This window comes from Methylobacterium fujisawaense (genome assembly GCF_014138435.1).
In the GTDB taxonomy this organism is placed as follows: Bacteria; Pseudomonadota; Alphaproteobacteria; order Rhizobiales; family Beijerinckiaceae; genus Methylobacterium; species Methylobacterium fujisawaense.
Genome location: NZ_JACJIM010000001.1, coordinates 294,178 through 307,502, shown reverse-complemented (window position 1 = coordinate 307,502; position 13,325 = coordinate 294,178). Strand labels below are relative to the sequence as shown.

Genomic DNA, 13,325 nt, shown 5'->3' with positions numbered 1-13,325 from the left:
CCGCGTAATGAGATCAGGTTAGAGCGACGGATGGCCGCCCGAGAAACCGGCGACGTTAACAAGGGGCCGCTGGCACAACCCGGGATCTATCTCGGGCGCATGGTCATCTTCTTGATCCTGGTGGGCTTCCTGGCCTTCATCCTGTTCAGGCAGATCACCCCGGCCTTCCTGGCCAATCCCGGACTCAACGGTCTCATCCTCGGGGTGTTGCTGATCGCGGTCCTGATCGCCTTCGGTCAGGTTGTGCGGCTCTTCCGCGAGACCGCCTACGTCAACGCCGTCGCCAACGGCGGGCCGGTGAAACGGCCGCCGGCCCTGCTGGCGCCGATGGCGCCGATGATCGCCGCGCGGGCTGGAGGCGCCACCCTGCCGGGCACCACCGGCTATCTGGACACGATCGCGGTGCGCCTCGACGAGGGCCGCGACATCCTGCGCTACATCGCCGGCATCCTGATCCTACTCGGCCTGCTCGGGACCTTCTGGGGCCTCATCGATACGCTGTCGGCGGTGGGCGGCGTCATCAAGGGTATGCGCGGTGGCGGCGATGCCGGCGTGATGTTCGACGAACTGAAATCCGGTCTTGCGGTGCCGCTCTCAGGCATCGGCCTGGCCTTCTCGGCCTCGCTGTTCGGCTTGGCCTCGTCTCTGATCACCGGCTTCCTGGAACTGCAGGCGGGGCAGGCCCATGCCCGGTTCCACAACGAATTGCAGGACTGGCTGATGTCCGGCGCGACCGCGCCCGAGGCCGTGGCGACCGTCGCGGCGGTGCGGCCTGCCGCGGGCACGCAGGAATTGAAGGACGCCGTCGACCGCCTGACGGCTCTGGTGGCCGAGGGCGGCGGGAGCCGCGCGGCGACGCAGGCGATGACCAATCTCGCCGAGGGCATCCAAGGTCTCGTCCAGCACATGCGCGCCGAGCAGCAGATGATCCGCGACTGGGTGGAGGCGCAGGCCAGCCGTGAGCGCGAGCTGAAGCAGGTGCTCGACCGGCTGGGCCGGGAGCGCGTCTAGTGGCCTCCACGGCGACCCGGACCCGACGCACGCTCAATGTCTGGCCCGGCTACGTCGACGCGCTGGCGACGCTGCTCCTCTCGGTGGTCTTCCTGCTCACGGTGTTCGTGGTGGGGCAGTTCTTCCTGTCGCAGGAGCTGACCGGCCGGGACGAGACGCTGGCCAAGCTCAACCGCCAGATCTCCGACCTCACCGATCTGCTCGCCTTGGAGCGGACGAACCGCCGGAATCAGGAGGAGGAGGCGCGGAACCTCCGCACGACCCTCGCCGGCGTCGAGGCCGAGCGCGACCGGGCCAAGGTGCAGGCCGAGGCCGCGACCGTCAGCCAGGGCGCCGCGGGTACGCTCGACAAGCAGCTGGAGGCCGAACGCGGGGCGACCAAGCGGGCGCTGTCTCAGATCGACCTGCTGAACGAGCAGATCAGCGCCATGCGCCGGCAGCTCGCCGCCCTGGAGGACGCCCTCTCGGCCTCCGAGAGCCGCGACCGGGCATCCCAGGCGCGGATCGCCGAACTCGGCAGCCGGCTGAACGTCGCCCTTGCACAGAAAGTTCAGGAACTGGCCCGCTACCGGTCCGACTTCTTCGGCCGCCTGCGCCAGATCCTCGGCAACCGGCCCGACATCCGCGTGGTCGGCGACCGGTTCGTGCTGCAATCCGAGGTGCTGTTTCCGGGCGGCTCCGCGACCCTCAAGCCTGAGGCCGGGCCGGAACTCGACCGCATCGCCGGGGCCATCTCGGATCTCGCCAAGCAGATCCCGGCGGATCTGCCCTGGGTGCTGCGGGTGGATGGGCACACCGATGCGCGCCCGATCAGCACGTCGCAATTCCCGTCGAACTGGTCGCTCTCGGCGGCGCGCGCCATCGCGGTGGTCCAGTACCTCGCCGGCAAGGGGATCCCGCCGCAGCATCTCCTGGCGGGTGCCTTCGGCGAATTCCAGCCTCTCGAGGCCGGGGCGACCGAGGAAGCCTACGCCCGCAATCGCCGGATCGAGATGAAGCTCACCGAGCGGTAGGGCTGCGCGGCCCACCCGGTGGCCTCAGGCGCATCCGGCCTCAGGATCTGAGCCGGCTCCCCCGGCGACGTCGGGATCGTTCAGTCTTCCCTGTCGAAGAAGGCTATAAAGACGCAAAATTTGTGGTCAATTCAATCTGTATGATTTTTACATGTTATCATCGGGGCGTTTTTTGCCTCCTGTATTTGCGGTTCATTCGCGACCGTCTTGACAGCCCATCGATTTAACCTCTCATTATCTTTGATGCTCCAGGGTGCCGGCGATCCGGGGAGTGTCATCGATGTCGAAGCTCAACCTGTTCCCGAACGCCGCTCGGCGCGACGTCAGCGATCTGCCCGGTCCGGCCACGGACGGGCACGCCGCTCGACGCCCTCCGGTGGGCCGCGATACGATGGAGTGTCTGGGTGACCAGGAGCCGCATGACGAGGCCGGCGCGATCGCGGCGGCCGTGCGGGTCTTCGAGGACGGGCTGATGCAAATGCAGGCGAGCGCGAGGGTTGCCGGCGCGGCGGACGCGGGTGAGGCTGTGGCCGACCAGGCGACCGGCCTCCTCGCAAGCATCGCCGGTCAGACGAGCCTCATGGCACTCCGGGCCGCAATCGAGGCGGTCCGTGACGGCGGGGAGGGGAAGGGCTTCGCGGTCGCCGCCGCGGACGTCAAAGATCTGGCCGGTCAGATGGCACGGGCGACGGATACGATCGTCGCGCAGGTCGGCCTGATCCAGGCCGCGGCGGAGCGGGCGCAGGGCGGGGCTGGGCATCGTCATCGCCGCGTCGCGCAGGCCTCCGCCCAGTGAGCGGCGCCGGCCGTCGCGGCGATGTCCAGACCCGCTCCGGCTAGTCCGCGACCGGCAGGCGCTCGCCGCGGCTGCGGGGCTCCTTGCCCCGTGCCGTTTCGTCCAGCGCATCGGTGAATTGCAGGTTCGCGAGCTGGGCGTAGAGCGCACCCTGCGCCAGAAGGCTTTCATGGGTTCCGGTCTCGACGATTCGGCCGTCGTCGAGGACCAGGATGCGGTCCGCGGCGCGGATCGTCGCGAGTCGGTGAGCGATCACCAGAGTGGTGCGGCCCTGCATCAGCGTGGCGAGGGCGGCCTGGACCGCGCGCTCGGACTCGGCATCCAGCGCCGATGTCGCCTCGTCGAGGAGGAGGATCGGCGCGTCCTTGAGGATTGCCCGCGCGATGGCGATGCGCTGCCTCTGACCGCCGGAGAGGGTCACGCCGCGCTCGCCGACCTGGGTGGCGTAGCCCTGCGGGAGTGCCGTGACGAAACCGTGCGCGTTGGCGAGTTCGGCCGCGCGCCGGACCTCGGCCTCGCCGGCCTCCGGTCGGCCGTAACGGATATTCTCGGTGACGGTCCCGGAGAACACCACCGGGTCCTGCGGGACCAGGGCGATGCGGGAACGCAGGCGCTCCGGGTCGACCCGGGCGATGTCCGTGCCATCCACCAGGATCCGGCCGCTCTGCGGATCGTAGAAGCGCAGCAGCAGCTGAAACACCGTCGATTTGCCGGCGCCGGACGGGCCCACGATGGCGATGCGCTCGCCGGGTGCGGCCGTGAAGCTCAACCCGCCCAGGGCGGCATGTTCCGGTCGGGTCGGATAGGCGAAGCGCACTTCCTCGAACGACACCGCGCCCCGCGCGGGCTCGGGAAGCGCCATGACGGGCGACGGCGCGCGAATTGCGGGTTCGGCAGCGAGGATCTCGGTGAGCCGCTCGGCCGCCCCGGCCGACATGGCGAGGTCGCCGTAGACCTCGGAGAGCTGGCCGAGGGCGCCCGCGCCGAATACGGCGTAGAGCACGAATTGCGAGAGTTCGCCGCCCGTCATCGTGTGATTGAGGACGCCCTGGGCGCCGTACCACATCACTCCGACAACCGAGGCCGAGATCAGGAAGATCGCGACCCCCGTGAGCAGGGCCCGGGCGCGGATCGAGGCGCGGGCGGCCAGGTAGGCCTCCTCGGAGGCTGCGGCGAACCGGGCCGCCGTCGCGGCCGAGCGGCCGAAGGCCTGCATGGTGCGCACCGCCCCGACGGCCTCGGCCGCGTACGCGGAGGCGTCGGCGAGGCGGTCCTGGGCCGCACGGGATCGCCGCCGCACGCCGCGGCCCGAGACGATCAGCGGGAAGACGATGATGGGGATTGCGGCCAGCACCATCACGGACAGGCGCGGGCTCGTCACGACCATCATGGCCGTGGCGCCCACGAACAGGAACAGGTTGCGCAGCAGGATCGAGACCGAGACCCCGAAGGCCGACTTGATCTGCGTCGCGTCCGCGGTGAGCCGGGAGACGATCTCGCCGGATTGCGACCGGTCGAAGAAGGCAGGGTCGAGCAGGGTCAGCCGGGCGAAGACCGCGCTGCGGAGATCCGCGACCACCCGCTCGCCCAGGGACACCACCGTGTAGACGCGGGCCGCGCTCGACAGCGCGAAGGCCGCGACGACGCCGAGCAGAGCCAGGAAATAGGCGTCGATCACCCCCGAACCGTCGGCGGTGAACCCGTGGTCGATGACCCGACGCATGGCGATCGGCACGACCAGCGTCGAGGCGGAGGCGCAGACGAGGGCGATCAGGCCCGCGGCGATCCGCACGCGGTAGCGCAGGGCGAAGGGGATGAGCGGCCGGAGGGCGCTCAGCGGGGCTTTGGGTCGGCCATCCGCGGCCGCCTTGGTCTTACGGGCCATCACGCCTCACGTGTTTTCTTTGTCCCGGTCCGCGGCGCTTGTGACCGGGGAGCGGCTGCGGTATAGGCCGCCGCTCATCCGATTGCGTGTGTTCAATGGCCGCGGGCCGCCACCACGGTCGGCTTGGACGTGCCGTTGCCACGAACCCATGGTTCGGTGCAACCGGTGATATCTTCCGCATTCCGGGCCGGGCGGCGCCTCCTGCGCTTCCCGCCGGCGTGCCAGACAGGGACCAAGGTCATGGCGAAGGACGCGGCCGCAAAGGCCAAGGGGACCGAGCACCCCGATTACCACTTCATCAAGGTCGTGATGACGGACGGTACCGAGTACCAGACCCGTTCGACCTACGGGAAGGAGGGCGACACCCTCAATCTCGACATCGATCCGCTGACCCATCCGGCCTGGACCGGCGGTGAGCAGAAGATGCTCGACCGCGGCGGCCGGGTGTCGCGCTTCAACTCGCGCTTCGGCAATCTCGGCAAGCGCTGAGTCCCGAACACCTCGCTCACGCGAATCGCGCAATCAGGCGGGCGGTCTCGTTTCGGGGCCGCCCGTTTTCGTGCGCGCTGCCCAGCGCACGTCCTCGCACAGCGGGGCGCGTGGTCCTGTCCGGCGGATGGTCTTCAGTTCGGAGTGGAGACTTCTCGCGCAAGTTGTTTTTGGACTTAGACTTAAGAATTATTGATTTTTTGCGGAGAAAAACATAGGGAGATCGAGCGCGATCTGACCAGAGGCAGCGCGGCTGCCGTCGCGGGCGGGGTTTCTGCGTCAGGGAACGGTTGCAACGATGAGTGGGGCTCCGTCGATAGAGCATGTCGACCGCGCAAACGTCGACCGGACTCTCTCGATCGAGCGCCGCGAGCCGCGGGCGGCACGTTACGGCTACGCCATCGCGATTGCCGCGGTGCTCTGCGCGCTGGCTGCGCGTGCGGCGCTTCCGCCCGGCCTTCCGTTCATCACCTTCTATCCCGCGGTCATCCTGACCGCCTATTTCTGCGGTCTCGGTCCGGCACTCGTCTGCACGATCCTATCGGGCGTGGCCGTGTGGTACGCCGTGCTGCCGTCGAACCTTCCAGCCACGGGCGCATCGTCGGCCGCCATCGCCCTGATCCTGTTCGGGATCGTCGTGGGCATCAACCTGATCCTCATCGAGAGGATGCGGCGGGCCTCGGACGCCAACGCGGCGTTGGCGCAATCCACGCGGCAGCTCATGGTCGAGCTCCAGCGTGAGACCAGCCTGCGCATGGCCAACGAGCAGCTCGCCGAGAAGACGCTGCTTCTCGATCTCGCCCTGCAGGCCGCCGATGCCGGAACCTGGCGCTACTGTGTCCGGACGGGGCGCGCCCAGCTCTCGGAGCAGATGGCGCGTCACCACGGCTTCGGCGACCAGCCCATCGAGATCGACGTCGAGCGAGACTGGCGACCGCGTATCCATCCCGACGATGCCGAGCGGACCTTGCGGGATCTCGGGGCGGCCATTGCCGGGCGAACGAAAGTCGTCACGGATTTCCGCGTTCTCATGCCGGATGGCCGGGTGCGCTGGATCACCGGCCTCGGGCAGGTGGAGACCGACGCGGCCGGTGCCGTCACCGCGGTCGTCGGTCTCAGCCTGGACATCACCGCCCGTAAGGAGGCCGAGGCGAAGATCGCCCACATGGCGTGCCACGATCCCCTGACCGGGCTCGCCAATCGAACGCTGTTCCACGACCGTCTGGATGCGGAGATTGCCCGTGTCCGCCGGCACGGCGCCACCTTCGCGCTGTTCTGCCTGGACATCGACCGCTTCAAGGCCGTGAACGACACCCACGGCCACTCGGTCGGCGACGCGCTGCTCCGGATCGTCGCAGCCCGACTTCAGGCCGTCATCCGCACGGAAGACATGCTGGCGCGGATCGGGGGCGACGAGTTCGTGATCATCCAGACCCAGGCCGAGCAGCCCGAGAGCGCTTCCGCCCTCGCCGAGCGCCTGATCGGCACCGTGGAGCAGCCGATCGAGCTCGAGGGGCATACCCTCTCGGTGAGCCTCAGCGTCGGGATCGCCCTGGCGCCCGCCGACGGCCACGATCCGCTGAGCCTCTACAACAGCGCGGACCGCGCCCTGTACCGTGCGAAGGCGCAGGGCCGGAACACCTTCCGATTCGCGGGCTGAGGCCTCAGGCGATCAGCCCTCGGCCATCCGGAACGCCATCCGCAGCAGGCCCTGCTGCTGGGCCACCGGGCTCTCGACGGGGACCGGGGTCGGCCGGTCCTCGGCGATCAGCGCGTCGAGGTGCAGGATGCGGCTGTGCAGGCGCCGGGCGCGCACGATCAGCTGCTGGAGACGCATCGGCAGCAGGTTGAAATCCTGCTGCTTCGGCGGCTCCGCCGTGCCGAGCTTGACCCGGTGCTTCTCCTGAAGGGCCTCCGCCGGGGTCATCTCGCCTTCAGCGACCGCGCGCTGCACCAAGAGCCACGAGGCGATCTGCATCAGCAGCGTGGTCAGGCGCATGCTCTCGGCCGCGTAGCTGAGGGTCGCGTCGCGGGAGACCAGACGCGACTCGTCGCGGCCTTCGCCGTCGAGATAGGCGGCGGTCTCCTCGACCAGGGTCATCCCGTCGCGGAACAGCGCCTTGAAGGCGTCCGAGTTGACGTAGGACCTGCCGAAATCGATCCAGTCCTGATCGTCCCGAAACGTGACATCGAAGCCGTTCATCTGCCTCTCCTGTGCCGTCCGACGGCCCGGCTCGTTCCGATCCGGGACGCTCCGTCCTTGGCTTTCGGACGACACCGCAATCCTAGCGCCGATTGGCCCGAACAGCAGGGTTCATGTTTTTTTAACCTTAACCCGCCGTCCGGTGCCTGGAGAAGGGTTGGGAGAAGGGTTTCGGGTCCGGGGGCGGAGAACGCCTCAGAACGCGGCCCGGATCCCTCCGAAGACGCTGCGGCCGCTGCCGGGATAGAACGCCGCCAGCGCGCCCGCTCCGCCGGCCGTCGCGGCGGCGTTTGCGACCACGGCGATGTCCGAGACGTAGCGGGCATTCGTGAGATTGCGGGCATCCACGAACAGGGCGACGCCGTCGGCGAAATCGATGCCGGCCTCGACGCCGAGCAGGGCGTAGCCCGGCACCCGCAGGGTGTTGGCGTGATCCGCGAAGGCGCCCTGTGGGACCCAGTCGAGCGACGGCGCGACGTGGAAGCCGCTCGGGTGCCGGTAGCTCAGGACCGTCCGCAGCACGTCCGACGGGATCCCGGCGATGCGGTTGTTGCCGAAGACCGGGTCGCCGACGAATCGGAAGTCGTTGTGGGTCCAGATCTGGGTCAGGCTGACCCCGTCGCCGGTCCCGGCGAGATCGCGGACGAGGTCCAGGGTGACGGCCGCCTCGACGCCCTGGTGGACGGAGCGGGGCGTGTTGAAGGTGGCGGCCGGAATGTTGAGGCCGGGATTGGTCGCGAAGTTGATCAGCTCGTCGCGCAGGTCCGACCGATAGAGCGTCACGTCGAAGGCGAGGGGGCCGAAGCGCCCGCGGGCGCCGGCCTCGTAGGTCCAGGCGCGCTGCGCCCGCAGGGGTACGAACGTGGTGCTCAAGAGGTTCTGCTGAACGAGATCGGAGAAATCCGGCACGTCCCGGGACCGGACGACGTCGCCGAAGACCTGGATGTCGGGCCGCGGCTGCCACAGCAGGCCGACCTTCGGGTTGAGCCCCTCGTAGGTCACATCGGCGAAGCGCGGCCTCGGGTTGCCCGGCAGGCCGCCCTTGTCGCTGAAGGTCCGGTTCGACGAGAACGCCTTCGCGCCGGTCATCAGCGCCACGTCCGGCAGGAACCAGAAGCGGTTCTCGCCATAGGCCTCGACGCTCGACGCGCTTTGGAGGGAATTCAGCGTCTGCGCCCCCCGCTGTCCGCGGACATTGACGAATTGCAGCGCGGAGTTCTGGCCCGCGAAGGCGCGCAGCCCGAGGACGACGTCGTCGCGGAAGCCGCCGAGATCGAAGGTCCCGGCCCAGTGCGGGCTGATCCCGTAGGTCCAGCCATCCTGGTCGATCGCCTGGAAGATCGGATGGTACAGGCTCTTGTGGATCGCCCAGGTGTCGACGTCGAGCTTGCCCACGTCGAGGAGGAACGAGGTGCGGTTCGCGATGCGCTCCGTCTCGACCTTGCGGGACTGGTTGCCCGAGATGGCGGCGGGATTGGCCAGCGTCGGCGTCGTGAGGCTCTGGCCGAGGGTCAGGGTGCCCGGGAGCTTCTGGTCGGTGAGATAGGTGCCGAGAAAGAAGCGGGTCTCGATGTCGGGGGCGATCCGGTACCCGATATTGACGTTGAAGTTCTTCGTGGCCTGCGCCTCGTGGGCACGGAAACCGTCGGAGTTGGTCAGCGTCGCGTTGACCAGCACGTCGAGCGGCCCGTCGATGCGGGACATCTGGGCCTGCTCGCGGATCGTGCCGAAGCTGCCGCCATCGACCCGCAGGATGTTGGGCGCCAGCGCCGTGTAGGCCGTGGGCGTCACGACGTTGACGGCGCCGCCCAGGGTCGTTGCCCCGAAGGTGAGGGCGTTGCCGCCCTTGTAGACCTCCACCGAGCGCAGGGCGAGCGGATCGACCTGATAGAAGTCGCCGCTCCCGTCCGCGAGGTTGAGCGGGATCCCGTCCTGCAGCAGCTCGATGCCGCGCAGGTGAAAGGCGCGGGCGATGCCGGAGCCGCGGACCGACAGGCGCAGCTCCTGCCCGTAGCGCTCCTGCACGTAGACGCCCGGCACGTCCTTGAGCACGTCGCGGAGCGTGTTGGCATAGCGGTCCTGGAGCGTCGCGGCGTCGACGAAGGCCACGGACCCGACGGTTCCCGCGAGGGCGGCCCGCTGGCGGTCGACGCTCGGCACCGAGAGCGAGCCGCGGGTCTCGCCCGACGGAGCGTCCGTCGCGGCGGCGCCGACGACGCTGAGTTCGGACAGGGTGACCGAGGCGGCCGATGACTGAGGTTGCGCTGCGGCCGGCGTCGCGCAGGCGGAGAGCAGGAGCGCGGCGCGTCGGCCGGCCCGGAACAGGCGGGGCATGGGGCAGAATCCGTGTCTGATGATCGGGGGCGGGCGGCGATCGGTCAGACGACGGGTGGGGCGCGGGCTCCGAGACCGGGACGTGGCGGCGCCCGCGGGAAAGCGACGCGCTGCGGCCGCGGGCCGGCGGCCGCGACCGGACGGGCGAGGGGGACGGCCGTCACGGTCGAGGGCGCGGGGAGGGTGGCTGGCCCCGCCGCGTGACAGGCGACGCAGCAATCCCCGTGGTGATGAGCCGGCAACTGCTTGCCGGCCGGTGCCCGATCTGCCTGGCCGCCATCGGCGAGGCACAGGATATGGTCCGGTCCCGCATTGGCCGAGGCGATCCCGCCGAGGATGCCCTGCAGCGCCAGGGCGTAGAGGGCGAGGAACGCCACGACCCGAGCGCATGCACGGACCGACCGTGCGGGAACGTCCCGACGATCCGCGCGGCCGCGCAGGCCGGGCGCCGTGGCGGCCCGGCCTCGTGGGTTCTCCCTTCTCACGTCGGTCGCCCGGCGGCCGATGCTCCCTGTCGGGCGGCTAGTGCTGGTGCTGATGCTGGCCGCTCGGCGCGCCCGCGCCGATCGGGGCCACCGTGAAGGTCACCGGCACGGCGCCCGCCCGCTGGAAGGTGAGCGTCCCCGCGATGGTCTCGCCGGCCTTCGGCGCGCCGGTGAGACCTTCGAACATCAGGTGGTAGCCGCCGGGCTTGAGCTCCACGGTCTCGCCGGGCTTGATCGTCAGGCCGTCCGAGACCGGTGCCATCTTCATGACGCCGCCCTCCATCGACATGGAGTGGATGTCGCTGCTCTTGGCAAAGGGCACCGTCGCGCCCGTGAGCGTGTCGGGCGTGCTCCCGGTATTGGTGATGCGCACATACCCGCCCGCGACCTTGGCGCCGTTCGGCGTGGCGCGCAGCCACGGCGTCTCGATCGTCAGGTCCCCGGCCTTCACGGTCGAGCCGGCGGCGGGCGTCGCCGCGGCCGGTGCGCCGCCGGCCTGAGCCACCTGGACGATCCGGAAGGACGGTGCCGCCGCCTTCAGGTCATGGGCGTCCTGGCCGGCCTTGGGGATCTCCGACCAGGAATAGCCGCCCTCCGAGCAATCCTGCTGGACCGGGACGTAGACGGTCGCGCCGGGCTCGAAGGTGTCGGCCACCTGCGCCAGGAACGTGAACTCGTCGACTTGGTCGTCCGGCAGGGAGCCGCCGCTCCAGGTGATCGCCGTCACGCCCTCAGAGGCCGTGCCGTGATGGGTCGCGTAGGTCTTGGCGTAGGGGCCGCGCGTCGTGGCGAGGGTCCAGCCGGGCTTCGGCATCGGCTTGGCGCCGACGAGGCCCTCTGGGATGCTGACGCTCACGCGGGTGGTCGGCTTGCCGTTGCAGCCGTGCATGATCTGGACGACGCCGCGATACGCGGCGCCGGGGGCGGCCTGCTTGCGTTCCAGCACTGCGTGAGCCTGCGCCGCGGAAGCGAGCAGCCCGAGGCCGAGGGCGGCCGAGACAAGGGTCTTCATGGGAGTTTATCCGTCCTGAGGGATCCGAGAGGTGGTGATCGCTCAGGCGGTCGGCGGCCCCCGGGGGGAGGCAATTGTCCCGGGCGGGGCGCGGGCACCGACGCTGCCGGTGAGGGGCCAGGCCGGATGAAGATCCGCGGCCGCGGCCCACCGGAGTGCGGTCACGGCCGGTCGCGGCGGAAGCGCCGGCCCGGTGGCCTGGGCCGCCGTGCAGCAATCGGCATGGCTGTGAGGAACGGGCGCTCCCGGTATGGCCGCCGGGTCGGAATGCTGCGCGCAGAGGCCGTCGGTCGTCGCCGGCCACGGCATCAGGCCGCCGAGGAAGGCCTGGAGCAGCAGGGCGTAGAGCGCCAGCACGGCGATCACGGCCCGCAGGGCCGGCCCGACACGTCGATCCGAAAGGGCCTCGCCCGAATCCATGCTGCTCCCGCGCACCGTCCGAACCGGACCGCTATGGCATCCCTGCCACACCGGGCGGCCTTAGGCTGTTGCCAGGGTGCCGCACCGGGACGCTGCGTGCGCTGGCGCACGGCGATGCCACATTCCGGCCCCTTCGATAGGGAGTCTTAACGCCATCCCGACACCGTGGCGCACGAGACAATCCGCTCCCGTCACGATCTGACGAACCCCGGACCAGAGCCAGCGACCGATGCGCAAGAAGGCACAAAACCGGTTCACCGCAATCCTGAGCGTCGCCGCTTTCGGCGCGCTGGGCTTCGGCGCCGCCCAAGCCCGCGATCAGGGCAACTATGCCCAGGCCGAGTGGGCGCAGGACTACGCTTCACCCGCCGGCATGCAGGTGCAGCGCGAGACGGTTCCGATCCTCTCGCCGCAGACCGTGACGTCCACCGAGCAGATGGTGGAGCGCTACAAGGACATCGTCGCCCGCGGCGGCTGGCGTCAGGTTTCCGGCGCCGACCATCTGCGGGTCGGCTCGCGCGGCCCGGCCGTGGCGGCCATCCGCCAGCGCCTGATCGTCACCGGCGACCTCGATCCGGCCGCCGGTGGCTCGGGCGTGTACGATTCGTACGTCGCCGCGGGCGTGAAGCGGTTCCAGGCCCGTCACGGCCTCAGCCAGACCGGCGCGATGACGATGGCCACCCAGCAGGCCATGAACGTCCCGGCCGAGGTGCGCCTCCGCCAGCTCGAGATCAACGTCGTGCGCCTGCGCTCCTACTCGGGCGATCTCGGCCGGCGCTTCGTGATCACCAACATCCCGGCCGCGCTCGTCGAGACGGTCGAGAACGGTCAGGTCGTGACGCTCCACGCCGCAGGCGTCGGCAAGATCGACCGCCAGTCGCCGATCATGAACACCAAGGCGACGCAGATCAATTTCAACCCGACCTGGACGGTCCCGGCTTCCATCGTGAAGAAGGACCTGATCCCGAAGATGCAGAAGGATCCGAACTACCTCACGGACAACAAGATCCGGATCCTGTCGAACGGCTCCGAGATCTCGCCGAAGTCGGTGAACTGGTTCTCGGATGAGGGCACCCGCTACACCTACCGGCAGGATTCGGGCGCCGACTTCAACTCGATGGGCATCGTCCGCATCAACATCCCGAACCCCTACGGCGTGTTCATGCACGACACGAACACCAAGGGCGTGTTCGGCGACGACTTCCGCTTCATCTCCTCGGGCTGCGTGCGCGTGCAGAACGTGCGCGAGTACATCACGTGGCTGCTGAAGGACACGCCCGGCTGGGACCGCCAGAAGGTCGAGGAGGCGATCGAGAGCGGCAAGCGCGTCGACGCCAACATCGCCCAGCCGGTGCCGGTCTACTGGACCTACATCACCGCCTGGTCGACCCCGGACGGCATCGTCCAGTTCCGCGACGACATCTACAAGCGCGACGGCGTGAACGTCCCCTCGACCATCGGCGCACCGACCCCGGTCGCCAGCGCCGAGCCGATGCCGCAGACCTTCGAGCCCGGCGACGAAGAATAGTCGTTCCGCGGGCGCCGGCCGCCTCCGGCGGCGCCCGCCCATCGAACCCGATCCGAGGCCCGCACCTCCGCCGAGGCGCGGGCCTCGTGCGTTCGGGGCCGCTTCTGTCATCCGGAAGTCAAACGCGTCTGCTTGGCCGCGGGTCGCTA

General features: G+C 69.5%; 12 protein-coding genes. 6 read left to right on the top strand and 6 right to left on the bottom strand.

The window, feature by feature from the left end; translation table 11 throughout:
- Positions 1-30 precede the first annotated feature (30 nt).
- From GGQ91_RS01445 to GGQ91_RS01435, 3 genes are all read left to right on the top strand, one after another.
- Positions 31-1,011, top strand: coding sequence for a MotA/TolQ/ExbB proton channel family protein (locus GGQ91_RS01445; protein ID WP_043382654.1), 981 nt, complete (start codon positions 31-33; stop codon positions 1,009-1,011).
- On the top strand, positions 1,011-2,024 hold the full coding sequence (locus GGQ91_RS01440; RefSeq protein WP_182591209.1) for a peptidoglycan -binding protein: 1,014 nt from the start codon (positions 1,011-1,013) through the stop codon (positions 2,022-2,024). Before GGQ91_RS01445 ends, GGQ91_RS01440 begins: the two co-directional genes overlap by 1 nt.
- Before the next feature lie 280 nt (positions 2,025-2,304).
- Positions 2,305-2,820 carry a methyl-accepting chemotaxis protein gene (locus GGQ91_RS01435; protein ID WP_246410530.1) on the top strand — a complete coding sequence of 172 codons (516 nt, stop codon included), beginning with the start codon at positions 2,305-2,307 and terminating at the stop codon, positions 2,818-2,820.
- 40 nt (positions 2,821-2,860) lie between these two features.
- Here the strand turns inward: GGQ91_RS01435 and GGQ91_RS01430 are convergent, their stop codons facing one another.
- Complete coding sequence (locus GGQ91_RS01430) at positions 2,861-4,705, bottom strand: ABC transporter transmembrane domain-containing protein (RefSeq protein ID WP_182591208.1); 1,845 nt, start codon at positions 4,703-4,705, stop codon at positions 2,861-2,863.
- Between the two features lie 240 nt (positions 4,706-4,945).
- Here GGQ91_RS01430 and rpmE point away from each other — a divergent pair, with 240 nt between their 5' ends.
- Both rpmE and GGQ91_RS01420 read left to right on the top strand, forming a co-directional pair.
- Positions 4,946-5,194 (top strand): 50S ribosomal protein L31, encoded by a 249-nt coding sequence (rpmE, locus tag GGQ91_RS01425; protein ID WP_012322259.1) that lies wholly within the window; start codon positions 4,946-4,948, stop codon positions 5,192-5,194.
- A 298-nt stretch (positions 5,195-5,492) separates the two neighbouring features.
- A complete protein-coding gene (locus GGQ91_RS01420; RefSeq protein ID WP_182591207.1) occupies positions 5,493-6,854 on the top strand; it encodes a diguanylate cyclase domain-containing protein in 1,362 nt (453 codons plus the stop codon).
- A gap of 12 nt (positions 6,855-6,866) precedes the next feature.
- Here GGQ91_RS01420 and rcdA read toward each other — a convergent pair whose 3' ends face one another.
- From rcdA to GGQ91_RS01395, 5 genes are all read right to left on the bottom strand, one after another.
- Complete coding sequence (gene rcdA, locus GGQ91_RS01415) at positions 6,867-7,397, bottom strand: protease adaptor protein RcdA (RefSeq protein WP_043353077.1); 531 nt, start codon at positions 7,395-7,397, stop codon at positions 6,867-6,869.
- 195 nt (positions 7,398-7,592) lie between these two features.
- Positions 7,593-9,731: a TonB-dependent receptor family protein gene (locus GGQ91_RS01410; protein WP_182591206.1), complete on the bottom strand. Its 2,139-nt coding sequence runs from the start codon at positions 9,729-9,731 to the stop codon at positions 7,593-7,595.
- A gap of 44 nt (positions 9,732-9,775) precedes the next feature.
- Positions 9,776-10,108 carry a DUF2946 family protein gene (locus tag GGQ91_RS01405; RefSeq protein WP_343066741.1) on the bottom strand — a complete coding sequence of 111 codons (333 nt, stop codon included), beginning with the start codon at positions 10,106-10,108 and terminating at the stop codon, positions 9,776-9,778.
- Between the two features lie 145 nt (positions 10,109-10,253).
- Positions 10,254-11,228, bottom strand: a complete 975-nt coding sequence (locus tag GGQ91_RS01400; protein ID WP_182591205.1) for a copper chaperone PCu(A)C domain-containing protein — start codon at positions 11,226-11,228, stop codon at positions 10,254-10,256.
- Between the two features lie 42 nt (positions 11,229-11,270).
- Entirely contained in the window at positions 11,271-11,648 is a 378-nt protein-coding gene (locus GGQ91_RS01395; RefSeq protein WP_182591204.1) for a hypothetical protein, read from the bottom strand.
- A gap of 229 nt (positions 11,649-11,877) precedes the next feature.
- On the opposite strand from GGQ91_RS01395, the gene GGQ91_RS01390 reads away from it, so the two are divergent.
- Positions 11,878-13,176, top strand: coding sequence for a L,D-transpeptidase family protein (locus GGQ91_RS01390; RefSeq protein WP_043760317.1), 1,299 nt, complete (start codon positions 11,878-11,880; stop codon positions 13,174-13,176).
- The last annotated feature ends 149 nt before the right edge of the window (positions 13,177-13,325 follow it).